The organism is Mesorhizobium sp. FG116, from assembly GCF_057809835.1.
Genome location: NZ_JBMDKS010000009.1, coordinates 1 through 21,610 on the forward strand (window position 1 = coordinate 1; position 21,610 = coordinate 21,610).

The following is a 21,610-nucleotide window of genomic DNA, read 5'->3' on the forward strand; positions in this document are numbered from 1 at the left end:
CACTGGCATGATGAATTCGCTTCGCGAACCGGCTGCTCACCCCCGTAAACGGGGACAGGAGCGCTGCTTCTGCACGGCTTTCGCACTGCCGCAATGTCACGGAATGGATCCCGGCTCGCGGTCGCTATCGCTCCCTTGGCCGGGATGACGAATCGGAGGGGTTTGGGTGGCGGAGCGAGGGAGAGACTATTCCAGCACGGTCCAGACAGGCTGGTGGTCGGAGCCGTCGGCGTCGTTGTCGATCCAGCAGTCCTTCACATGCGGGGCGAGGCCCGCGGAGACGAAGCAGTAGTCGAGGCGCGAATGCTTGTCGGCTCCGGTGAGGTCCGTCCAACTGACGCTTTCTTCCGGCGGCGGTCCGGCAAGGCGCGAGGCATCGACCGGGTGGTGGGCAACGATGCGGCGGCCGAACAACGGATCGGGCGCGCCGGTCATTTCGGCATATTCCGGCTCGCCGGGGCGCATGTTGAAATCGCCCATGAGCGCGAAATCTTCCGGGCAGGGCGGCTCGGGAAAGCCGTATTCGCCGGCGCCGGTGATGGAGCCGCCTTCCTTCGGGTAGCCGAAGGCGCGCTCCTTGAGATAGCGGATCTGCGTGATGCGCTCGTCCATGTTCACATGGTCGAGGTGGACGCTGTAGAAGCGCAGTGGCCCAAGCGGCGTGACGATGAGGCCCTCGAGGGCGGCGCGCTGCAGGTTGGCCTTGTCGTAAGTGCGGCTGCGCGGCAAAAGCAGGTTGCGGCTGGACGCAATCGGCCAGCGCGACAACAGCATGTTGCCGAATTGGAAGCGGAGCGCCGGCTTGGGCGGATTGGGCGCCAGCGCGCCGAAGTCGATGTCCATCGCCGCGCCATAGACATGGTAGTGGTCTGGCAACAGCGCGGTGAGGCCGGCGACCATGTCGATGCCGCCATTGGTGGGATAGTTGCGGGTGACTTCCTGCAAGGCGATGATGTCGGCATCGGTAACGCTTGCGGCAATGCGCTCCAGCCCGACCTTGGCATCGCGGCCGACACCGAATTGCACGTTGTAAGTCACCAGCTTCATTGCGATATCTCCTGCTCACCGGCAGAATCGTTTTGTCTGCTCTCGCGCTTGCCCGCACCATAGGGTAGGGAAGGCCGGATAGCGAAGCGCAATACAGCAGAAGTGCGTAACGGAACGGCAAGTAGAGATGAAATTCCTCGATCAGGCCAAGGTCTACATACGCTCCGGCGACGGGGGCGCCGGTTCGGTGTCGTTCCGGCGCGAAAAGTTCATCGAGTTCGGCGGGCCGGATGGCGGCGACGGCGGCCGTGGCGGCGACGTGTGGGTGGAGGTCGTGGACGGCCTCAACACGCTGATCGACTATCGCTACCAGCAGCATTTCAAGGCCAAGACCGGCATACACGGCATGGGCCGCAACATGACCGGGGCCAAGGGCGCCGACGTGGTGCTGAAGGTGCCGGTGGGCACGCAGGTGATGGCCGAAGATAACGAGACGCTGATCTGCGACATGACGGTGGTTGGCCAGCGCTTCCTGCTCGCCAAGGGCGGCAATGGCGGCTTCGGCAACCAGCATTTCAAGACCTCGACCAACCAGGCGCCGCGCCGCGCCAACCCCGGCCTGCCGGGCGAGGAGATGAACATCTGGCTGCGGCTCAAGCTGATCGCGGACGCCGGGCTGGTGGGCCTGCCCAATGCCGGCAAATCGACATTCCTGGCGGCGGTGACGGCGGCCAAGCCGAAGATCGCCGACTATCCGTTCACGACGTTGCACCCTGGCCTTGGAGTGGCCCGCATCGACGCGCGCGAATTCGTCATTGCCGATATTCCGGGCCTGATCGAAGGCGCGCATGAAGGCGTCGGCATCGGCGACCGCTTTCTCGGCCATGTCGAGCGCACGCGGGTTCTGCTGCATCTGGTTTCGGCGCTGGAGGAAAGCCCTGCCAAGGCCTACAAGACCGTGCGCGCCGAGCTTGAGGCGTATGGCAACGGCCTTGACGACAAGCCGGAAATCCTGGCGCTCAGCCAAGTCGATATTCTTGATGCCGATCAGCGCAAGAAGAAGCTCGCCTCGCTGAAGCGGGCTGCGGGCAAGGCTCCGATGCTGTTGTCGGCTGCCACCGGCGAGGGGGTAGAGGCCGTGCTGCGCGCGCTGATTTCGGTGGTGGAAGATGCGCGGCAGAGCGTCTCCAGCGCCAAGGCGGTCGATGACCGATGGAAAGCCTGACGGCAATGGCGACGGGCTCGACTGCGCTTTCGCTGAAGAAATATCGCCGCATCGCGGTCAAGGTCGGCTCGGCCTTGCTGGTGGACCGCAGCAAGGGGCTGAAGCGCGACTGGCTGGCCTCGCTTGCCGACGATATCGGCGCGCTGACCGAGGGAGGCGCCGAGGTTCTGGTGGTGTCGTCGGGCGCGATTGCGCTTGGCCGCACCATATTGGGGCTTGGCCGCAAGGCGCTGAAACTGGAGGAGAGCCAGGCGGCGGCGGCGGTCGGGCAGATCGCGCTTGCCGGTGCATGGTCGGATGCGCTGGGAAGTCACGGACTGAAGTCCGGGCAGATTCTTTTGACGCTTGGCGATACCGAGGAGCGGCGGCGCTACCTCAATGCGCGCGCGACGATCTCGACGCTCTTGAAGATGAAGGCGGTGCCGGTCATCAACGAGAACGACACGGTGGCGACTTCCGAAATCCGCTACGGCGACAATGATCGGCTGGCGGCGCGTGTCGCCACCATGATGGGCGCGGACCTTCTGGTGTTGTTGTCCGACATTGACGGGCTTTATACGGCTCCGCCGGCACTGGACCCCAAGGCGACGTTCATTCCGCTGGTAGCGCGCATCACGCCCGACATCGAGGCGATGGCCGGGGCGGCGGCGTCGGAGCTTTCGCGCGGCGGCATGCGGACCAAGCTCGATGCCGGCAAGATCGCGACCGCTGCCGGGACGGCGATGATCATCACCGCCGGAACGCGGCAATCGCCGCTTATGGCGATTGAGCGCGGCGAGCGGGCGACGCTGTTCAAGCCGAGCAACCATCCGGTGAAGGGCTACAAGACGTGGATCGCGGGTCAGCTTGAGCCGGCGGGACGGCTGACCGTGGACGAGGGCGCGGTGAAGGCGCTCTTGTCGGGCAAGTCGCTGTTGCCGGCGGGCGTGAAGCTGGTGAGCGGCAACTTCGCGCGCGGCGACACGGTGGCGATCCTTTCGCCCGACAGCCGCGAGATCGCGCGCGGGCTGGTTGCATACGATGCCGCCGATGCCGTAAGGATCGCGGGATTGAAGACGGCCGAGATCGAGGCGGTGCTCGGCTACGAGGCGCGTTCGGCCATGATCCACCGCGACGACCTCGTGGTGAGCGACGTCGATGCGTAGGCGAAAGGATGAGACATGCTGAAGGCGCATGACCGATCCGGGGACGACACCATTGCCTTGATGGCCGAGATCGGCCGCAAGGCGCGCGCCGCCGCACGACCACTGGCGATTGCCAATGCCGAGCGCAAGCATGCCGCGCTGGTTGGCATGGCCGAGGCGATTGCGCGCCGCGAACAGGACATTCTCGACGCCAACGTCATCGACATGGCGAATGGCGAGGAGGCCGGCCTGTCGCCGGCGATGCTGGACCGGCTGAAGCTTTCGCCGGCGCGCATCCGCGCCATGGGCGACGGCATCCGCGCCATCGCAGACCTGCGCGATCCGGTGGGCGACGTGATCGCAGAATGGGATCGGCCGAACGGGCTGCACATCGAACGCGTGCGCACGCCGCTTGGCGTTGTCGGCGTGATCTATGAGAGCCGGCCGAACGTGACGGCGGATGCGGGCGCGCTTTGCCTCAAGGCCGGCAATCCGGTGATCCTGCGCGGCGGTTCGGATTCGCTGAATTCATCGCAGGCGATCCATGCCTGCTTGGTGGAAGGGCTGAAGGCGGCGGGTCTGCCGCAGGACGCGATCCAGCTCGTGCCGACGACCGACCGCGCCGCCGTCGGCGAGATGCTCAAGGGGCTTGCCGGCAATCTCGACGTGATCATTCCGCGCGGAGGGCGCAGCCTGGTCGAGCGCGTGCAGACGGAAGCGCGCGTGCCGGTGTTCGCGCATCTGGAAGGCATCTGCCATCTCTATATCGACAGGTCCGCCGATCTCGACATGGCGGTGAAGATTGCCGTGAACGCCAAGATGCGCCGGACGGGCATTTGCGGCGCGGCTGAGACGCTGCTGGTGGATCGGGCTGTCGCGGCCACGCACCTGAAGCCGGTGCTGGAGGCGCTGAAGGCGGCGGGCTGCGAGATACGGGCGGATGAAGAGGTGCTGGCTGCGTTCGGCGATGCGGTTCCGGCGAGCGATGCCGACTGGCGCACCGAATATCTCGACGCCATCATTTCGGTGAAGCTGGTGGACGGCATTGGCGGGGCGATCGAGCATATCGAGACGTTTTCCTCGCATCACACCGAGGCGATCGTGGCGGAGGATGCCAAGGCGGTCGAGCGCTTCTTCAACGAGATCGATTCGGCGATCCTTCTGCACAACGCCTCGACCCAGTTTGCTGATGGCGGCGAATTCGGCATGGGCGCGGAGATCGGCATCGCCACCGGCAAGATGCATGCGCGCGGGCCTGTTGGCGTCGAGCAACTGACATCGTTCAAGTATCGCGTGCGCGGCTCGGGGCAGGTGCGTCCGTGACCGATTGCCTGGGCGGAGCCTGAGGGGACGTGCCGTCGTCAGGCGCTGCCATCGCAAGGCCGTACCTGCGCATGCCGCATGTCGAGAAGGGCATGCAGGTCGGGCTGTTCGGCGGCTCGTTCAATCCGCCGCATGCCGGCCATGAGCTTGTTGCCGACATCGCGCTGAGACGGCTTTCGCTCGACCAGCTCTGGTGGATCGTGACGCCGGGCAATCCGCTCAAGAGCACGCGCGAACTGGCACCGCTTGCTGAGCGCATCCGGCTCTCGGAAAAAGTGGCGCACGATCCGCGCATCAAGGTGACGGCCTTCGAAGCGGCGTATCATGTGCGCTACACCGCCGACACGCTGGCGCTGGTGCACGCCAAGAACCCGGGCGTCGATTTCGTCTGGATCATGGGCGCGGACAGCCTGCGCGATTTCCACCATTGGGAGCGCTGGCGGCAGATCATGCTGACCTTTCCGATCGCGGTCATCGACAGGCCGGGGGCGACGCTGTCGTTTTTGTCGTCGGTGGCGGCAAAGACTTTCGATTATGCGCGTGTCGATGAACGCGATGCACCGCGGCTTGCGCGCATGAAAGCGCCGGCCTGGACGTTCGTGCATGGGCCCCGTTCGGTGCTGTCATCCACCGCGATCCGCAACGGCGCCAAGGCGTAGTTTCATCCGAGCCGTGTCGCTTTTAATGCCGCCTTTGGATCGGCGCACAGCCATGATGCGACGATGAGCAAGGACGTCAACCGACCCAGTGCCAATGACAATCCGGGGGATGTGCGGGAATCCGCACCGTTGATCGCCATTGCCAGCGTGATCCTGTCGATGTGGCTTGTCGCCATCGGCAACGGGCTGATGTTTGCCTATATCCCGGTGCGCCTCGGCGCGGAGGGCTTCGATCCGACCTGGGCCGGGCTGATCGTGACGGGGCTCTCGGCCGGCGGCCTTGCCGGCTGCATCTTTACCGGGCCGCTGGTGCGCCGCGTCGGCCATGCGCGCGCCTTCATGGTGTTGTCGGCGCTGATCGTGCTTTCCAACGCAAGCGTTGGCGCTGGCACCTATCCAGTGCTGTGGATCGGGGCGCGGGCGCTCTACGGATTTGCCATTTGCGGCCTGTTCATCGTGGCGCAGAGCTGGCTGAACGACGTCGTTGCAAATTCCATACGCGGCCGGGTGATGGCGATATTCTATGTCGCCTATACAGCCGGTCTCGGTGTCGGCTATTTCACGCTCGCCTTCATCGATCTCGAGGCTGCGGAGGCACCGCTGATCGGCATCGCCTTTACCGCGATTTCCATCCTGCCCGTTGGCTTGACAAGACTGGCGCAGCCGCCGCCACCGCTGGCTGCCTCGGTGGCCTTGAGAAAGGCGTGGCGCATCTCGCCCGTCGGGCTCGCGGCGATGCTGGCGGTTGGCGGCCTGTCGATGACGATCACAGGCTTTGCTCCGATCCACGCGACCGCCAAGGGTTACAGCCAGGCGGACGTGGCGCTCTTGCTGTCGTGCATGCCGCTCGGCACGCTGCTGCTGCAGATACCGTTCGGCTGGATCTCCGACCGCACCGACCGGCGCTACGTGCTGATCGGCGCTTCCGCATTGGCGGCGGTCAGTGGGCTCCTCGCGCTCGGTTTCGATGGCGGCGCACTTGCGTTGCTCATCGTCATCTACGTCATCTGGGACGGTGCGGCGGAATCGATCTATTCGCTGGGCAGTGCGCACGCCAACGACCGCGCCGGCAAGGACGATCTCGTTGCCTTGTCGAGTTCGCTGTTGTTTGCGTGGTCGCTGTCGGGCTTCATCGTTCCGGGCATCGTCACCGGCCTGTCGGCGGTGATCGGAACGCAAGCGTTCATCTATGTCGCCGTGGCCATTGCGGTAGCCTTCCTGGTGTTCGTGATCGGGCGCGTCGTCACGACACGGGCAGTGCCGGCGGAGGAGACCGGCAGCTTCGCGCCAATGACCGCACAGGCGCCGTTGCCGGTGGAGCTTGCCTTCCTGCCCGACGACGAGCCGCATCGACGTTGAAGCAGCAACCGGGCGATGAATAAAGCTTCCAATCGAGCGGTTGCTTTTTCGAATTCGCCAGCCTATATCGCCCTTCTTGGCTGCGCCCATCGTCTAGCGGTCAGGACGGCGCCCTCTCACGGCGCAAACCGGGGTTCGATTCCCCGTGGGCGTACCAGTTCTGTGCAAAACTGCGATTACCGGAAGCGGCAAAGCTCTTGCCGCGCCGATTGCTCGTTCACGGCTCGTCTTGTCCCCCGTGATTTGGATTACATCGTCATCCTCTCGATGCAATCGATGGCCGAACGCAAATAGATCTTGCGGGGCGTAACCTCGCCTGTGGTGAGATTAAGACGTTGGTCGAGCGCTATCAGCCGGGGTGGCCTGATGAAAATGCTGCGCGGTGCGCCGCGCGCCTTCGTGACCGAGTGCGACAAAGCCCCGGCGGCGTTTGGCCGAGCCAAGGCCATGACGGGGTCGAAACATTCGCCGCCTCGATATCCGTAGTTGCGACAAACAAAGATTTGGATGAGCCGCTCTAAATTGAGCGCCCGCCATCGATCGGCAGGCAAACGCCGGTAAGGAATGCAGAGGCAGGCGACGCCAGGAAATTGACAACGCCGGCAATGTCCGAAGCTTCGCCAAGCCGCCCAAGCGGTATGGTCGCTTCGATCTGGCGGCGGCGCGCCTGCGGATCGGCGCTGCCCAGAGTGTCCTTGGTCATTCCGGTGAGCGAGGCGACCGGCGCGACGGCGTTGACGCGCACGCCGTCGGGCGCAAGTTCGATCGCCAGCGCCCTAGTAAAGCTGATCATTGCTCCCTTGGTCGCTGCATAGACCGACTGCCCCCAGCGCGGGTGTTCGGCGGTTATGGAGGCAATGTTGACGATCGCTCCCTTGCGCTTGCGCAGCGCCGGTATGGCTTGTGTCGTCATCAGGTAGACGGATTTGAAGTTGACCGCGAGAACCAGGTCGAAATCTGCCTCGCCTATTTTCTCGACCGGAACCGGCGGATGCGTGATGCCGGCATTGTTGACCAGAACATCGATGCCGCCGGACCACTCGATTGTCGTATCGATCAGCCTTTGTGTGGAGCGCGCATCGGCCACGTCAGTGTATTGAAAGCGGGCTTTGCCACCTGCGGCCTCGATCTCTTCCGCCACGCGCTGGCCGCCGGCTTCGTTGATATCGGCCAGCATGACGGCGTCGCCTGCCGCCGCGAAACTCTTGGCGATCGCCTCGCCGAAGCCGGACGCAGCGCCCGTGACGATAATAGTGCGAGCCATGTTTCAGCGTCCCTGGAAGATCGGTTTGCGTTTCGTCATGAAGGCTTCGACGCCCTCGTCGTGATCTTTGGTCTGGAAGCTGAGCCGGACTTGCTGGCGTTCGGCATCCAGGCCGGCTGAAAGCGCCGTCTCATAGGCGGTGCGCACTGCCTGCTTCGCCAGGCGCGCTGCAACGGGTGCCTTGGCGGCGATGCGGGCGGCGATTTCGACGGCGCATTGCACGGCCTCGCCGGCCGGCACCAGATCGGACACCAGCCCCCAGCGCTCCGCAGTCACCGCGTCGATGGCTTCGCCGGTCAGGACCAGTCGCATCGCCTGAGCCTTGCTGAGGCTGCGCGGCAGACGTTGCGTGCCGCCATCGCCAGGCAACGAGCCGAGGTCGATCTCGGGTTGGGCGAAACGGGCCTTGGCTCCGGCAACCACAATATCGCACAGCATGACCAGCTCATGCCCGCCGCCGAAGGCAATGCCCTCAACCGCCGCAATCAGCGGCTTGTCGAACGCATCGATAGCCTTCCAGGCATTGAGCCGGCGCGGAGTGTAGATCGCATCGATCCCGGCAGCGGCCATTTCATGCACGTCCGCACCGGCAGAAAAGGCGCGCTCGTCACCAGTCAGCACGACCGCTCGAATTTCGTCGCTTGCAGAGCAGGCACGCAGTTCCGCCGCAAGCTCGACCAGAAGATCGCCGCTCAATGCATTCAGCCGGCTGGGCCGGTTGAGGCGGATCAGTCGCACGCCGCTCCTGGGCTCGCTCGTCTCGATCAATTCGGCTGTTGTCATTAGAATGAAAACGCTTTCATAAACTGGACCGATCTGTCACATTGAAAGTCTCAAGTCAACGATACGCTTGGATAATATACATAAAAACATATGGTTGTATGGTAGTTCCAAAAGCCACCGACTTGTTCAACATGTAAACGCTTGCAAAAATTGGAAACACAGTGACCCTTCTCGACGGCGTACGCATTGTCAGTTTCAATCATTTCCTGATGGGGCCGGTCGGCGTCCAGCACCTTGCTGACCTGGGCGCGGACGTTGTGGCGATCGAGCCGCTTGGCGGCGGTCAGCAACGGCACTGGGCGGCGGCAGGCAAGTGGATCGGCTCCGATACGCCGCTTTTTCTGGCCGGCGGCAGGAACAAGCGCAGTCTTGCGCTCGATCTCAAATCGCCTGCGGGCGCGGAGATTGCGCGGCGGCTTGTTGCCCAGGCAGATGTCGTGGTGGAGAACTACCGGCCCGGCGTCATGGATAAACTCGGTCTCGGCTACGAAGCTGTCCAAGCCCTCAATCCCAGGGTCGTCTACGCATCCGCCTCCGGATTCGGAGCCGATGGCCCTTATCGCGACCGCCCCGGCCAGGATCTCCTGATCCAGGCGATGAGCGGACTGGCCGCGATCACCGGGCGCGCTGGGCAAACAGCGCGCCCGGTGGGCGTTTCGGCGGTTGACCATCATGGGGCGGCGTTGCTGGCGCTCGGCGTTCTGGCCGCTCTTTATCGACGCGGCGTCACCGGAAAGGGCTGCCGGGTCGATGTCAGCCTGCTCAATGCGGCGATCGACCTGCAGCTTGAATCCTTCGTCACTTACCTGAACGGTCCGCGCCCGGAAGCGGGCATTGCAACGGAAGGCTCGCTGGGCGGCTGGTATTTTCCTGCACCCTACGGCATCTACCGCACTGCCGATGCGGATCTGGCGATTTCTCTCACCAGCCTCAAGGCGCTGGCCGAGGCAACCGGATCGGCGGACCTGGCAACCATCGACGATGCGGACGCGTGGACGGAGCGCAACCGCATCTGTTCTCTGCTGGAAGACGTGCTTGTCCAGCGGCCCGCTATCGAATGGGAAGCAATCTTTGCCAGGGCCGGCATCTGGCATGCACGGGTCGGAGACTACGAATCGGTGCTGGCGGACCCGCAAGTGCGCCACAACGGCTGCTTCTTCGATACACAAAGCGCCGCCGGCGAACCGATCACGTTGGTGGCTCATCCGGTCCGCTATGACGGGGCCGCGCCGGCATTGCGCCTGACGCCGCAACCGCTGGGCGCCCAGACCGCAGAAATCCTTGCCGAACTTGGTTATTCGGCGGCCGAGCGGGCGCGCTTCTTCGAAGATGGCGTTTGCAAAGGTCCGGCGTCCGCAGAGCCGCGCTGAGCCCTCGCTCTTGCAGGTTCGGGCGGGCGCCCGGTTGATTCACGCACGATGAAGGACGCCTTCAGGCGCGTGGAAGATGGGGCATCACGCCCCTCTATACGGGCCAACAGGTATTCGCCCACGCGCCGGCTTTGCTCGGCAAGCGGAAGCCGAACGGTGGTCAGCGAAGGCTGGGTGTGCTCGGCAATATCGAGATCGTCGAAGCCGATTACCGACAGCTGCCCCGGTACGTCGATGCCGAGGGTCCGGCACTCTGCCAGAGCGCCGAATGCCATCAGATCGTTGGTGCAGGCCACCGCCGTGACATGCGCGTTGCGCTCGACGAGACGACGCAGGCCCTGGCGCGCATCTGTCAGCGTCGATGGCACCTCGACGACATCCGGCTTGGGTAGGCCGTGGTCGCCAATGCAGTCCCGCGCGCCTGCAACGCGCGCTGCAAGACGCTCGTTGCCGGCAGTCTCCGCAGTCAACACGCCGATATTGGTGTGTCCGAGATTGATGAGGAAACGGGTCGCATCGTAAAATTCCTGGCGATTGTCGACGCCGATGCAGGGGTAGGAGGATTCGCCCGCATGTTGGAAGGCCGTAACGAACGGGAGTCCTGATCTTTCGAGGAGCTGCCATAGTTCGGGTGCGTGATCCTGGCCCACCAGGACCATGCCGTCGATGCCATGCTGCAGAAGCGCCCTGACTTCATGGTATTCGCGCGCCTTGTCGTATTCGGAGCTGGCAATGATCAGGTGGTAGCCGCTGCGATTGAGCGCCTGCTGCAAAATCTCCGCCGATTCGGCAAAAACCGCCGTGCGCAATGTCGGCACGATCAGGCCGATGGAGTGCGTCCGGTCCGAGGCAAGGGCTCGGGCCGCGCCATGGGCGACGTAGCTGAGTTCCTGAACGGCGCGGGCCACGCGTTCGCGAACCTCTTGCCGCACAAGTTCGGGCCGGTTGATGGCCCGCGAGGCGGTTGCTTCAGAAACTCCGGCGCGACGGGCAACGTCGGCAAGCCGCATCTTGCGCTTGGCGCTTCGGCGGGAGCGGTGGCGCTTCGGTTCGCCTTGCTGTGACTGCGTCATCGAGACTCCTTCCGCACCAGGCGAATCCAGTAACGCCCAGCGTAGCATCAAAGAAACACCATTGCCAAATGTATGAAAGCGTTTGCATTACAATATATATATGAAAAACAACTAGTTAGAAAATTCTGTGTGAAAATAGCACAGAAATCATGCAGATTTTACCCCTTTTCATACCAGACCTTCGTCGTATCCGAGCCAAAATCCATATCTGCCGCTTGACTCGCGGTTTGGCAAAAGGCTAGGTTTTCCGGCTTATCCAAGAAGTAGAGGCCGATCATCGGCGCACAATCAGGCGCGCCGTTGCTTTTCAGAAGAAAATGAAAGCGGTTTCATACAAATTGGGAGCGACACGCAACTGAGACATGTGGCTCGCACGGATTGATGGCTGTGCTGGTGGCGTGGATCGGACTTCTTGGGAGGAAATTTATGACACGAAAGTTAGGCGGGCTGCCTTTGGCCGGGAGCTTGTTGCTCGGCATGGCCGCGATCGGGGTTACCCCGGCGCAGGCGGAGGACACGCTCAAGGTCTGTTACATGAGCCATCCCGTCATCGAGGCGAATGTCGCCATGATGGAAAAGTGGGCCAAGGCAAGCGGCGTCGAGTTGGAAAAGAACCCGATGTCCTATTCGGTCTACCTGCCGAAAATGAGCCAGATGCTCAGCAGCGGCGGCGCCGACTGCGATATCTTCTGGCACAACGACGACTGGGGTCAGTTGTGGAAGCAGTGGGTCGAGCAGACTTCGGATGTCGCCGGCATGGACAAGATCCGCAAGGGTCCGATGCGCGCCTTCCCCAATGACGAAGGCCAGCCGACAGCGGTGCCGCTGGCGCATACGGTCGGGACCTTCTTCTACCGCACCGATCTGGTCGACGAAAAGGACGTGCCGAAGACCTGGGCAGACATGGTGGCGGTTGGTCACAAGCTGCAGGAAGAGGGCAAGACCAAGTGGGGTTATGTCGGCGGCATGACGCACCAGAACACCTGGTTCTCGATCTGGTGGTCGCTGTGGACGAACGGTTGCGACATCTTCAATCCGAAGTTCGAGCGCGACAACGCCGTTCTCGACAAGAGCGGCTGGGTGCCGACGCTGACGGAAGACTGCCACCGCGAGACCATCGAGTTCTGGTGGGACAATCTGCACAAGGACAAGATCAGCCCCGAGGCCATGATTTCCTATGGCCGCAACGAGGCAAACGCCATCTTCATGGCCGGCGAATCTGCCTTCACCTTTGCCGACTCCACTTTCTGGGGGCAGTTCAACGACCCTGAGAAGTCGAAGATCGCCGGCAAGGTCGGCATGGCGCTGTGGCCAATGGGACCGCGCCTCGACAACAATGTCGCCTGGGACACCATCTGGGCCTGGGGTATCCCGAAGGCCATCGATGCCAAGCAGAAGGACCTCGCCAAAAAGGCGCTCGGAGCAATGCTGCTCGACCACGAGGGCCAGATCGCGCAGTGGAAGAGCACGGGCGGACCGCCGCCAAACACCGACCTGTGGCCTGAACTGGCCGCGCAGGACCCGGTGTTCGCCAAGCTCAAGGCCGTGGTCTTCGACGTGAAGGACCAGGTCCTGTCGGCCTACTACTTCCCCAACTGGCCGGCAGTGCAAAAGGCCTATGCCGATATCTCGACCGAAGCCTTGAGTGGAAAGCGGGAAGACATACCTGCCGTGTTGGAGCGGGGCATGAAGACCTTGCACGACGCAGCCGTACAGCAGATCGCGAAGTAGCGTGATGCCGACGGTTGCCGCAGATCAACAAAGCGCGTCGCGGGGAGCAATCCCCGCGGCGCGACGCCGGAGCCGATTGATCGGCGAACGGCTCTCTTTCCAGATCGGCCTGATCCTGCCGTCCGTGCTTGTATTGTTGCTGTTCCAGGTCGTGCCGATCTTCATCGGCACGGATGCAAGTTTCCGCCGCTGGTCTCTTTACGACCCGGACAAGACCTGGGTCGGGCTCGAGCACTATCGTTATGTGCTCAGCGACACCAATTTCCTCTTCACGGTACTGCCCAACACGTTCCTGCTCATCGTCGCTTCGGTCGGCCTGTCGCTGGCACTGGGCATGGCGGTCGCGCTACTTCTGCATCGCGGTTTTGCCGCCCAGCGTCTGGTCCAGACCGTGGTGCTGCTGCCGCTTATGATTGGTCCCGTCATTGCCTCGACGATGATGCGCTGGACCTTCAACGACCAGTTCGGCGTGGTCAACGCATTCCTCGGCTGGCTGGGGCTCGGCCAGCCGGCCTGGCTTGCCGACCGCTGGTATGCGTTTGGCGTCATCGTCTTCACCGATGTCTGGATCTGGACGCCGTGGTTTGCCCTGTTGTTGCTTGCAGGGTTGAAGAGCCTTCCCAAGGAACCGTTCGAGGCGGCCGCACTCGACGCCGCGGGGCGCTGGCGCATCTTCACGCATATCACCGTGCCGATGCTGCGACCGGTCATCGGCGTCTGCGTCGTCATCCGGGCGATCGATTGCTTCCGCACCTTCGACCAGGTCTGGTTGCTGACCGGCGGCGGTCCGGCGCGCTCCACCGAAGTGTTCAGCATCTACGTGTTCATGGAAGCGTTCCAGAACCTGAATTTTGCCCGCGGCTCGGCGGCTGCCGTCATAGGCACGCTGATCATCATGGTGGCAGGGCTGGCGCTCTACGCACTCATCAACCGTTTCATGGATGTGTCCCGATGAGCCTCGCTTCCTCTGGCAGCACCTTGCCGCGACGCACCGGCCTGTTCGACATGCTGCGCCCCGGTGCGCGCGCAGCTTTCATGACGCTCGCTGTCTCAGCAGTACTTCTCCTGTTCCTGGCGCCGATCATCATCCTGGTGGTGACATCGCTGCGTCCGGGCTGGGGTGTCTACTACATCTATCGCGGCACCGAGTTCACGCTGGCCAACTATGTCGAGGTCTTCCAGCGCGGCGTGGTCATAGAAGCGTTTTTCAACTCGTTCCTGGTCGCGACGGCAGCTACGGTCCTGTCCCTCGGCGTCACCGTGACCAGTGGCTACATGCTGTCACGCTTCAAGGGCTGGCTGCCGAAAACCTGGTTCACATCGATCTATGTGTTCCGAACGGTACCCTACATTTCCTGGGTGCTACCCCTCTACGTGGTCAACGAGTCGCTTGGACTCTACGACACCTTCTTCGGCATCCTGGCGGCACACGTCGCAGTGCATGTGTGCTTCTTCTCGTGGATCATGAAAGGCTTTTTCGACGGAATCGATCCGTCGATGGAATATGCCGCGATGATCGACGGCTGCACGCGCTGGGGCGCTTTCCGCCGAGTGGCGTTGCCTGCCGCAGGTCCTGCAATCGCCGCGCTCGGCATCCTGTCCTGGCTGTGGACATGGAATGAATTCCTGTTCGCCCTCATCCTCACCGGCAACCGTACGCCGTTGCTGACCGTGACGATGGCGCAGTTCGTGACCGAACTCGGCACCGAGTGGAACCTGATGAGCGCGATGGCGGTGATGGCCATGATTCCGGCTGTCATCATTACGCTGTTCGCCCAGAAATACGTGATCCAGGGCTTGCGCATCTGAACGCGCCCCAATTCGGAGTTTTGATATGGCTGAAGTCGTTTTGCGCGACGTCTGCAAGCGCTACGGTAGCTACAACGCCGTCGAAAACGTCAACCTGACCATCCGCGACAAGGAATTTCTCGTGCTTGTCGGTCCGTCCGGCTGCGGCAAATCCACGACGCTGCGCATGATCGCAGGTCTCGAGGACATTTCCGACGGCACCATCGCCATCGGCGACCAGACGGTCAATGACCTGCCGCCGCGCGACCGCGACATTGCGATGGTGTTCCAGAACTACGCGCTCTACCAGCACATGACAGTCTACGACAATCTGGCCTTCGGCCTGCGCAATCGCAAGGTGCCCGAAGACACGATCAAGACGGAGATCGACCGCGCGGTCGACATCCTCGGCCTGCGTGACCTGCTCAAGCGAAAGCCGCGCGAATTGTCCGGCGGCCAGCAGCAGCGGGTTGCGCTCGGCCGTTGTATCGTTCGCAACGCCAAGGTTTTCCTGTTCGATGAACCGCTGTCTAATTTGGACGCGAAGCTGCGCGCGCACATGCGCCTTGAACTGAAGCGCCTGCATCGTCGCGTCGAGACCACCGCCGTTTACGTCACGCACGACCAGGTAGAGGCGATGACGCTGGGCGATCGTGTCGTTGTGATGAACAACAGCCGCATCGAGCAGGTCGGCACGCCATGGGAAATCTATTCGCGCCCGAGCACGCGCTTCGTGGCGAGCTTCATCGGCTCTCCGGCGATGAATTTTCTCGACGGCAAGGTGAAACGCAACGGGTCAGGCTACCATATCCACGCACCGGGCGGGGCAATCCATGTCCCAAATGAGAGCGCACGCGGGCTGGTCGGACACGATGGGCGCGACGTCATTGTCGGCCTGCGGCCGGAGCATATCCGCTTGCACGATTCCAAGACTGACAACGCTCTGCACGGTCGGGTCGAACTGACCGAGCAACTTGGTGCCGAGCAACTGGTCGAGGTCATTGCCGAAGGGGCGCGCATCATGGTTTCGCGCGTCGAGGCGGAGCGTGAGCTGAAGCCGGGCACTCCGGTCTATCTCACTGTAGAGCCCGGCCAACTGCGCTATTTCGACTGTGCGACAGAGCAAAGCTTGGTTTGAGCGGTCGCCGCCGTGGACGACCCTTGTTGGCGAGCGTGTCGTGGCAAGGGTGATGTCGGCCCAGTCCAGTCTCTAAAGCGCTTCCAAAAAGCCTGCGCCTGCTCTTAAACCCGGGGTGCCGCTCCAGTGCTGCCGCGCACGATGATGCGGATCGGAAGTTCCGTCTGGCGCAGATGCCGCTTCTGGGTGGCGGGAGCGAGGATATAGTTTGCGGCAAGGCTGCCCATCTCGCGGGCCGGCACCTCCAGCGTGGTCAGTTCCGGTGCGGTGAGTTCGGCAATCTCCAGATTATCGAAGCCGACGATGGACATGTCCTTCGGCACCACGATGCCTTGTTGGTGGCAATATTTGATGGCCCCGGTGGCAAGGATGTCGCTGCCGCAAAACACGGCGGTCGGTCGGTGCTGCATGTCCATCAGCGACCGCATCGCCTGCCTGCCGCTCTCGACCTTATATGCACCTTCGACTACCGGCACGGCCTCGGGATCGTGCCCCCGCGCTGCAACTTCGGCCAGAAAACCGTCGAGGCGCCCCTTCGCGCGGTCGTTGTTCGTGGTGATGCCTGCGATCATGCCGAGCCGGGTGTGGCCCAGATCCAGCAGGAAACGGGCCGCCGCCGCTCCAGCCTTTTCATTGTCGAAGCCAATGGCCGCGCCGGATTCGACAGCAGCCGAGGTATAGGTAAACACGTGGTCGACGCGCTTCTGGTTGAGCAAGGCCATTGTCTGTGCACTGTGCGTCGAACCAACCAGCACGATCGATTCAGCACCGCGCTCGACAAGCAAGCGTGCCTGCTCGAGTTCCAGGTCGAGGTCATAGTGCGACGTACTGATGATGACGGAGACACCGTTCTCCGCCAACCTCGCCTGCAGACCCTCGACCATGGTGGCGTAGATGGCATGATCCAACGTCGGGATGATCGCCCCCACCAACCGCGAGCGTGTGGAGCGCAGCGCCCGCGCTGAACCGTTCGGCACATAGCCAAGCTCCGCCGCCGCGCGCATGACCCGCTCGCGTTCGTCCTGGCCTACACGCGGATTTCCGTTGAGCACGCGCGAGGCAGTTGCCAGCGAACAATTGGCAAGACGGGCGACGTCGACCAGCTTGGCGCCACCGCCGTCCGCTCCCTGTGCCCGATCTACCAAGCAATGCTCTCCCGTTTGTGAAAACGTTTTATCATTTTTTCCTGATCTAGCACAAGCACATAGCCAATCGAAGCGAAAACTCGCTTGACTTGCAAGTTTTGATGTGAAAACGTTTTCTCAACAAGTTGCTCGGGAGGAGAATTGCGGATGCTGCTCAATGGCATCAAGGTTGTCAGTTTTTGCCATTTTCTGCAGGGTCCGGCCGCAGATCAGTATCTGGCCGACATGGGCGCGGATGTCATCAAGGTCGAGCCGCTCACCGGCGCCTACGAACGCCATTGGTCGGGTGCGGACGTCTATGTGGAAGGGGTCAGCGGCTTTTATCTTTGCGCCAACCGAAACAAGCGTTCCATCGCGATCGATCTCAAAAGCCCCGAAGGCAAGGCCGTTGCCCGGCGGCTGATAGCTTCGGCCGATGTCGTGTCTGAGAATTTCCGCCCCGGCGTGTTTTCGCGGTTGGGTTTCGATGAAGCGGCGCTGCGTGAGATCAACCCGGATCTGATCTTTGCTTCAGCCAGCGGCTACGGCTCGAGCGGGCCGATGGCGCAAAAACCCGGCCAGGACATTCTATGCCAGGCGCGCTCGGGCCTGATCAGTGCAACCGGGACGCCGGAAAACGGGCCGACGCCAGTCGGCGTTGCCGTGGTGGACCAGCATGGCGGTGCGCTGATGGCCATGGGCATCCTCGGCGCTTTGATACGCCGGTTGCGCGAAGGGCGTGGAACGCGCGTCGAATCCAGCCTCATCAACTCAGCGATAGACCTGCAGGGCGAGGCGCTGGTCAACTATTTCGCCGGCGGGATGACGCGCGAGGTTTTGAAGCGCGAACACAATCTGGCGACGTGGTTCCACGCCGCTCCCTACGGTGTCTATCCAACGCGCGATGGCCACGTCGTCATCTCGCTCTGCGAAGCAAGCGTGCTGGCCGAAGCCGTGGACAGCGACGAACTGCGCGCTGCCGCGACGGTCGACCGTTACAAGAACCGCGACGACTATGCCCGCATGCTCGACAGGGCAACCGCGGTCTTCACAACCGACGAACTCGCCCATCGGCTCGACGAACGCGGCATATGGTGGGCGCCAATCGCCTACTACGACGATCTTCTATCAGACCCGCAGCTTGCTCATATGAACGTGTTCCGGCGCATCGACGTGAGGGGCCGCACCATCCATCTCGTCAACCACCCCAACCGTTATGACGGCCAGGTGCCGGATGTTCGGGTTCTTGCACTCGAGATCGGCGAGCATACCCGCGAAATCATGGGCGAACTCGGCTACTCGAGCGCCGAAACCGAAGGCCTCATCGAAGCGGGTGCCGTAACTGCCTCGCGCGCCGAACAGACCAAAGTGACGGAGCCGTCATGACCTTGAGAGAGCCTCCTCCGCGCGCAAGCGAAAAGGCGCTGCCTTCAGACGCAGGTCTGGGCGAACGTGGCGTCGCCCTTGTTACGGGCGGGCGCCGCGGCATTGGCCGGGCGATCTGTCGCGAACTGGCCGCCAATGGCTTCGACGTGGCCGTCGTCGACATTGTCGATGACGACAATGGCCGCGAAACCGTCGAAATGGTCAAGCGGGCGGGGCGCAAGACGTTTTTTCGCCAGTGCGATATCTCCGATACCGGCTCCTACTCGGCCCTGCTCGATCAGGTTGAAGGGGAACTCGGTGCGATCAGTTGCCTCGTCAACAATGCCGGCATCCAGGTTCCGGTGCGCGGCGATCTGCTCGATGTGTCGGAAGAGATGTTCGACCACCTGATCAACATCAATTTGCGCGGAACCTTCTTCCTGACACAGGCCGTGGCGCGCCGAATGGTGGCGCAGACTGCGCCGGTTGCCGAACGCTCCATCATCACCATTACCTCCGCCAATGCAGGCCTCGTTTCGCCGGAAAAGGGGCCCTACTGCGTGTCAAAGGCCGGACTTTCGATGGCTTCGCAGCAGTTTGCATTGCGGCTCGCCGCCGAAGGTATTCGGGTCCACGAAATTCGTCCCGGCCTGATCCGCACCAGCATGACGGCAGATGTTTACGAGCGCTATTCGCCGCTGGTGGCGGCGGGCGACATCTGCCCCATGCGCCGTTGGGGTGAGCCGGAAGACATCGCCCGCGGCATAGCCACGCTTGCGACGGGCGCGATGCCGTTCAGCACCGGCGATATCTACAACATTGGCGGAGGGATGCAGATCCATCAGCTTTGACCGCTTGAAGGGCATTTCGCGCACTGGTTGAGAAAACGATTTCTCAACTTAATGAAAGAGGATCGGAATTCATGCTTCTGGAAGCAATCTCGAAGGGGTCCCACACCTTCGATCCGACGATGATCCTGCAGATGGCCGGCATCGCCAAGTCATTCCCGGGCGTGCGGGCGCTGGATGGCGTCAGTTTCTCGGTGCGGCGCGGCGAAGTGCATGCGCTGGTGGGCGAGAACGGCGCCGGCAAGTCCACGCTGATGAAAATCCTGTCCGGCGCCTATCAGGCCGACCAGGGCGTGATCACCTTCGACGGCAAGGCGGTCGCCTTTCCCACCCCTTCGCAAATGATCGGCCTTGGCATCGCGGTCATCTACCAGGAATTCGCACAGGCGCCGCATCTGACGGTTGCGGAAAACATCTTCCTGCACCGCTTGCCCCGAACCCGCCTGGGGCTCGTCGACTGGAAGAAGGCGGCGGCAGAGGCCAAGCGCTACATGGATCGCCTCGGCTTTTCGGTCGACCCGCTGGCGCGCATCGATCGCCTCAGCGTAGCCCAGAGGCAGATGGTCGAGATCGCGCGTGCGCTTTCGCGCAATGCCCGGCTGATCGTGCTTGACGAACCTTCGGCAGTTCTCGGCGACAACGAATTGCAGAAGCTTTTTTCCACCATCCGCAGCCTGCAGAAGGAAGGCGTGTCCTTCATCTACATTTCGCACCGGCTGAAAGAGGTGTTCGACATCAGCCAGACGGTCACCGTGCTTAGGGACGGCAAGGTGGTGAATTCCACCCCAACGCGCGAGATGACGACCGACGACCTAATCCGCTCAATGGTCGGACGCTCGATCGGCGACTACTTCCCCCCACGCAACCCCAAGTTCGGCAGTGACGTGCTGAAGATCAGCGGCATCAATCGCGGCAAGGTGTTGAAGGATATTTCGCTGAACCTGCGCGGCGGCGAGATCGTCGGCATCTGCGGCCTCGCCGGAGCCGGGCGCTCCGAACTGCTGCGCGCCATCATCGGCGCCGACGCAATCGACAGCGGCCGCATCGAATTGCGCGGCAAGGCGCTGACTATCGACACCCCGCGCAAGGCGATTGCGCTCGGCATCGGCTTTGCACCGGAAGACCGCAAGACGGACGGCCTGTTCCTCTCGCAGTCGGTGAGCTTCAACATAACCATCTCGCGCCTGCGCGACGTGCTGAGCGGCTTCTGGCTGAACCTCTCCCATGAGCGCAAGACGGCCCAGGATTTTGCCGCCAAGCTGCGGGTCAAGACGCCTAACGTCGATGCACGCGTCGGCAACCTGTCCGGCGGCAACCAGCAGAAATGCGTCATCGCCAAGCAACTCAACGCCAAGTGCGACGTGCTTCTGGTCGATGAACCAACGCGCGGTGTCGATGTCGGAGCAAAGCGCGAAATCTATGAATTGCTGGTCGATCTCACCGAGCGCAGCGGTCTCGCCATCCTCATGGTCTCGTCCGACCTGCCGGAGGTCATCGGCATGTGCGACCGCATCCTCGTCATGTGCGAGGGCCGCATCACGGCCGAACTCGCCAAGGCCGATGCGACCGAGGAAGAAATCATGAACCACGCCACGGTTCACTGAGGAGGAGTGATGCGCCAGCCCATTTCCTTCATTGCCCTTGACGTCGACCGCACGACGCTGACCGACGACTATCGGTTGCTGCCGGCAGTGATCGAGGCCGTTGCGCGGGCGGTGGAGGCGGATGTCCAGGTGGTCGCGGCGACGGCGCGTGCGCCAAACGCGCTGCGCGGCATTGCCGCCTCGCTCGGCCTCAAAGGCCCGAGCGTGTGCCTCAACGGCGCCTGGACCGGCACGATCCTGCCCGGCGAAGCGATGATGGAACACGGCGCGCCGATGAACTTCGCCAGGACCAAGGCACTGATCTCGCAGGCCGAGGCTGTCGGCCTCAATCCCTGCTGGTTCACGGAGACGGATTGGCACGCGCTGTCGCACGGCCACCTTGTCGAGCGAGAGGCACATGCCACTCAAACCAATCCGGTCCTGGCGTCATCGCTCGATGAACTGGCTCAGCCAATATTCAAGGTGCTTTGTCTCGAGACCGCAGGCACTGGTGATGCACTTGAGAAGCTGGCCGACAATTTTGCCGGCGATTTCAATTTCGTGCGCTCCGACAGGCATCTGGTCGAGATCACGTCTAGCGGCGTTTCCAAGCAGGGTGCGGTCGCGGCTCTTACCAAGCGCCTCGGCGTCGACCGGGAAAACGTCGCGGCAATCGGCGATTCGGAAAACGACCTCGACCTGATCCGCTGGGCGGGTTTCGGCATTGCCATGGGCAACGGCTCGGAAGCCGTGAAACGCGCCGCAGACTGGGTCACCTGGTCGAACGCCCATGCCGGCGCAGCCTTCGCCATAGACACAATCATCGCCGCCAACCGGGCGGCCGCCTGTTCTCCAGAGGTCTGACA

General features: G+C 62.7%; 19 protein-coding genes and 1 tRNA gene. 15 read left to right on the forward strand and 5 right to left on the reverse strand.

Features of this window, described 5'->3' with window-relative positions:
* Nucleotides 1–186 precede the first annotated feature (186 nt).
* Nucleotides 187–1,047, reverse strand: a complete 861-nt coding sequence (locus ACODTY_RS09270) for an endonuclease/exonuclease/phosphatase family protein (RefSeq protein ID WP_488994005.1) — start codon at nucleotides 1,045–1,047, stop codon at nucleotides 187–189.
* Between the two features lie 127 nt (nucleotides 1,048–1,174).
* Between ACODTY_RS09270 and obgE the strand changes: the two genes are divergently transcribed.
* The 6 genes from obgE to ACODTY_RS09300 all read left to right on the forward strand — a co-directional run bounded on the left by obgE (nucleotide 1,175) and on the right by ACODTY_RS09300 (nucleotide 6,834).
* Nucleotides 1,175–2,212, forward strand: a complete 1,038-nt coding sequence (gene obgE / locus ACODTY_RS09275) for a GTPase ObgE (protein WP_488994006.1) — start codon at nucleotides 1,175–1,177, stop codon at nucleotides 2,210–2,212.
* On the forward strand, nucleotides 2,200–3,357 hold the full coding sequence (proB, locus tag ACODTY_RS09280) for a glutamate 5-kinase (RefSeq protein WP_488994007.1): 1,158 nt from the start codon (nucleotides 2,200–2,202) through the stop codon (nucleotides 3,355–3,357). Before obgE ends, proB begins: the two co-directional genes overlap by 13 nt.
* A gap of 15 nt (nucleotides 3,358–3,372) precedes the next feature.
* Nucleotides 3,373–4,659: a glutamate-5-semialdehyde dehydrogenase gene (locus tag ACODTY_RS09285; RefSeq protein ID WP_488994008.1), complete on the forward strand. Its 1,287-nt coding sequence runs from the start codon at nucleotides 3,373–3,375 to the stop codon at nucleotides 4,657–4,659.
* A 71-nt stretch (nucleotides 4,660–4,730) separates the two neighbouring features.
* Nucleotides 4,731–5,318 carry a nicotinate-nucleotide adenylyltransferase gene (locus ACODTY_RS09290; RefSeq protein ID WP_488994122.1) on the forward strand — a complete coding sequence of 196 codons (588 nt, stop codon included), beginning with the start codon at nucleotides 4,731–4,733 and terminating at the stop codon, nucleotides 5,316–5,318.
* A 63-nt stretch (nucleotides 5,319–5,381) separates the two neighbouring features.
* Complete coding sequence (locus ACODTY_RS09295) at nucleotides 5,382–6,677, forward strand: MFS transporter (RefSeq protein ID WP_488994009.1); 1,296 nt, start codon at nucleotides 5,382–5,384, stop codon at nucleotides 6,675–6,677.
* 82 nt (nucleotides 6,678–6,759) lie between these two features.
* Nucleotides 6,760–6,834, forward strand: a tRNA-Glu gene (locus ACODTY_RS09300).
* A 360-nt stretch (nucleotides 6,835–7,194) separates the two neighbouring features.
* Here the strand turns inward: ACODTY_RS09300 and ACODTY_RS09305 are convergent.
* Together ACODTY_RS09305 and ACODTY_RS09310 are read right to left on the reverse strand one after the other, a co-directional pair.
* A complete protein-coding gene (locus ACODTY_RS09305; protein WP_488994010.1) occupies nucleotides 7,195–7,941 on the reverse strand; it encodes an SDR family oxidoreductase in 747 nt (248 codons plus the stop codon).
* Between the two features lie 3 nt (nucleotides 7,942–7,944).
* Entirely contained in the window at nucleotides 7,945–8,724 is a 780-nt protein-coding gene (locus ACODTY_RS09310) for an enoyl-CoA hydratase-related protein (RefSeq protein WP_488994011.1), read from the reverse strand.
* Between the two features lie 161 nt (nucleotides 8,725–8,885).
* On the opposite strand from ACODTY_RS09310, the gene ACODTY_RS09315 reads away from it, so the two are divergent.
* On the forward strand, nucleotides 8,886–10,094 hold the full coding sequence (locus ACODTY_RS09315) for a CaiB/BaiF CoA transferase family protein (protein WP_488994012.1): 1,209 nt from the start codon (nucleotides 8,886–8,888) through the stop codon (nucleotides 10,092–10,094).
* On the opposite strand, the gene ACODTY_RS09320 is transcribed toward ACODTY_RS09315, so the two are convergent.
* Nucleotides 10,019–11,167: a LacI family DNA-binding transcriptional regulator gene (locus ACODTY_RS09320; RefSeq protein ID WP_488994013.1), complete on the reverse strand. Its 1,149-nt coding sequence runs from the start codon at nucleotides 11,165–11,167 to the stop codon at nucleotides 10,019–10,021. The two genes, ACODTY_RS09315 and ACODTY_RS09320, sit on opposite strands and share 76 nt — an antisense overlap.
* 426 nt (nucleotides 11,168–11,593) lie before the next feature.
* On the opposite strand from ACODTY_RS09320, the gene ACODTY_RS09325 reads away from it, so the two are divergent.
* The 4 genes from ACODTY_RS09325 to ACODTY_RS09340 all read left to right on the forward strand — a co-directional run bounded on the left by ACODTY_RS09325 (nucleotide 11,594) and on the right by ACODTY_RS09340 (nucleotide 15,824).
* Nucleotides 11,594–12,898, forward strand: a complete 1,305-nt coding sequence (locus ACODTY_RS09325; RefSeq protein ID WP_488994014.1) for an ABC transporter substrate-binding protein — start codon at nucleotides 11,594–11,596, stop codon at nucleotides 12,896–12,898.
* A gap of 76 nt (nucleotides 12,899–12,974) precedes the next feature.
* Nucleotides 12,975–13,853 carry a carbohydrate ABC transporter permease gene (locus ACODTY_RS09330; protein ID WP_488994015.1) on the forward strand — a complete coding sequence of 293 codons (879 nt, stop codon included), beginning with the start codon at nucleotides 12,975–12,977 and terminating at the stop codon, nucleotides 13,851–13,853.
* The gene (locus ACODTY_RS09335) at nucleotides 13,850–14,707 is read left to right on the forward strand and encodes a carbohydrate ABC transporter permease (protein ID WP_488994016.1); all 858 of its coding nucleotides are present in this window, start codon (nucleotides 13,850–13,852) and stop codon (nucleotides 14,705–14,707) included. Before ACODTY_RS09330 ends, ACODTY_RS09335 begins: the two co-directional genes overlap by 4 nt.
* A gap of 25 nt (nucleotides 14,708–14,732) precedes the next feature.
* Nucleotides 14,733–15,824, forward strand: coding sequence for an ABC transporter ATP-binding protein (locus tag ACODTY_RS09340; RefSeq protein WP_488994017.1), 1,092 nt, complete (start codon nucleotides 14,733–14,735; stop codon nucleotides 15,822–15,824).
* Nucleotides 15,825–15,928: 104 nt separating this feature from the next.
* Here the strand turns inward: ACODTY_RS09340 and ACODTY_RS09345 are convergent, their stop codons facing one another.
* Nucleotides 15,929–16,969 (reverse strand): LacI family DNA-binding transcriptional regulator, encoded by a 1,041-nt coding sequence (locus tag ACODTY_RS09345; protein ID WP_488994018.1) that lies wholly within the window; start codon nucleotides 16,967–16,969, stop codon nucleotides 15,929–15,931.
* 147 nt (nucleotides 16,970–17,116) lie between these two features.
* Between ACODTY_RS09345 and ACODTY_RS09350 the strand changes: the two genes are divergently transcribed.
* The 4 genes from ACODTY_RS09350 to ACODTY_RS09365 all read left to right on the forward strand — a co-directional run bounded on the left by ACODTY_RS09350 (nucleotide 17,117) and on the right by ACODTY_RS09365 (nucleotide 21,608).
* The gene (locus ACODTY_RS09350) at nucleotides 17,117–18,334 is read left to right on the forward strand and encodes a CaiB/BaiF CoA transferase family protein (protein ID WP_488994019.1); all 1,218 of its coding nucleotides are present in this window, start codon (nucleotides 17,117–17,119) and stop codon (nucleotides 18,332–18,334) included.
* The gene (locus ACODTY_RS09355) at nucleotides 18,331–19,164 is read left to right on the forward strand and encodes a 3-ketoacyl-ACP reductase (RefSeq protein WP_488994020.1); all 834 of its coding nucleotides are present in this window, start codon (nucleotides 18,331–18,333) and stop codon (nucleotides 19,162–19,164) included. Before ACODTY_RS09350 ends, ACODTY_RS09355 begins: the two co-directional genes overlap by 4 nt.
* Before the next feature lie 71 nt (nucleotides 19,165–19,235).
* A complete protein-coding gene (locus ACODTY_RS09360) occupies nucleotides 19,236–20,765 on the forward strand; it encodes a sugar ABC transporter ATP-binding protein (protein ID WP_488994021.1) in 1,530 nt (509 codons plus the stop codon).
* A 9-nt stretch (nucleotides 20,766–20,774) separates the two neighbouring features.
* Nucleotides 20,775–21,608 carry a Cof-type HAD-IIB family hydrolase gene (locus ACODTY_RS09365; protein ID WP_488994022.1) on the forward strand — a complete coding sequence of 278 codons (834 nt, stop codon included), beginning with the start codon at nucleotides 20,775–20,777 and terminating at the stop codon, nucleotides 21,606–21,608.
* Nucleotides 21,609–21,610 lie beyond the last annotated feature (2 nt).

What these genes read in the sequence shown, in the direction of transcription:
- ACODTY_RS09270 (WP_488994005.1), bottom strand. Translation starts at nt 1,047, where the DNA reads ATGAAGCTGGTGACTTACAACGTGCAATTCGGTGTCGGCCGCGATGCC.
- obgE (WP_488994006.1), top strand. Translation starts at nt 1,175, where the DNA reads ATGAAATTCCTCGATCAGGCCAAGGTCTACATACGCTCCGGCGACGGG.
- proB (WP_488994007.1), top strand. Translation starts at nt 2,200, where the DNA reads ATGGAAAGCCTGACGGCAATGGCGACGGGCTCGACTGCGCTTTCGCTG.
- ACODTY_RS09285 (WP_488994008.1), top strand. Translation starts at nt 3,373, where the DNA reads ATGCTGAAGGCGCATGACCGATCCGGGGACGACACCATTGCCTTGATG.
- ACODTY_RS09290 (WP_488994122.1), top strand. Translation starts at nt 4,731, where the DNA reads ATGCCGCATGTCGAGAAGGGCATGCAGGTCGGGCTGTTCGGCGGCTCG.
- ACODTY_RS09295 (WP_488994009.1), top strand. Translation starts at nt 5,382, where the DNA reads ATGAGCAAGGACGTCAACCGACCCAGTGCCAATGACAATCCGGGGGAT.
- ACODTY_RS09305 (WP_488994010.1), bottom strand. Translation starts at nt 7,941, where the DNA reads ATGGCTCGCACTATTATCGTCACGGGCGCTGCGTCCGGCTTCGGCGAG.
- ACODTY_RS09310 (WP_488994011.1), bottom strand. Translation starts at nt 8,724, where the DNA reads ATGACAACAGCCGAATTGATCGAGACGAGCGAGCCCAGGAGCGGCGTG.
- ACODTY_RS09320 (WP_488994013.1), bottom strand. Translation starts at nt 11,167, where the DNA reads ATGACGCAGTCACAGCAAGGCGAACCGAAGCGCCACCGCTCCCGCCGA.
- ACODTY_RS09325 (WP_488994014.1), top strand. Translation starts at nt 11,594, where the DNA reads ATGACACGAAAGTTAGGCGGGCTGCCTTTGGCCGGGAGCTTGTTGCTC.
- ACODTY_RS09335 (WP_488994016.1), top strand. Translation starts at nt 13,850, where the DNA reads ATGAGCCTCGCTTCCTCTGGCAGCACCTTGCCGCGACGCACCGGCCTG.
- ACODTY_RS09340 (WP_488994017.1), top strand. Translation starts at nt 14,733, where the DNA reads ATGGCTGAAGTCGTTTTGCGCGACGTCTGCAAGCGCTACGGTAGCTAC.
- ACODTY_RS09350 (WP_488994019.1), top strand. Translation starts at nt 17,117, where the DNA reads ATGCTGCTCAATGGCATCAAGGTTGTCAGTTTTTGCCATTTTCTGCAG.
- ACODTY_RS09355 (WP_488994020.1), top strand. Translation starts at nt 18,331, where the DNA reads ATGACCTTGAGAGAGCCTCCTCCGCGCGCAAGCGAAAAGGCGCTGCCT.
- ACODTY_RS09360 (WP_488994021.1), top strand. Translation starts at nt 19,236, where the DNA reads ATGCTTCTGGAAGCAATCTCGAAGGGGTCCCACACCTTCGATCCGACG.
- ACODTY_RS09365 (WP_488994022.1), top strand. Translation starts at nt 20,775, where the DNA reads ATGCGCCAGCCCATTTCCTTCATTGCCCTTGACGTCGACCGCACGACG.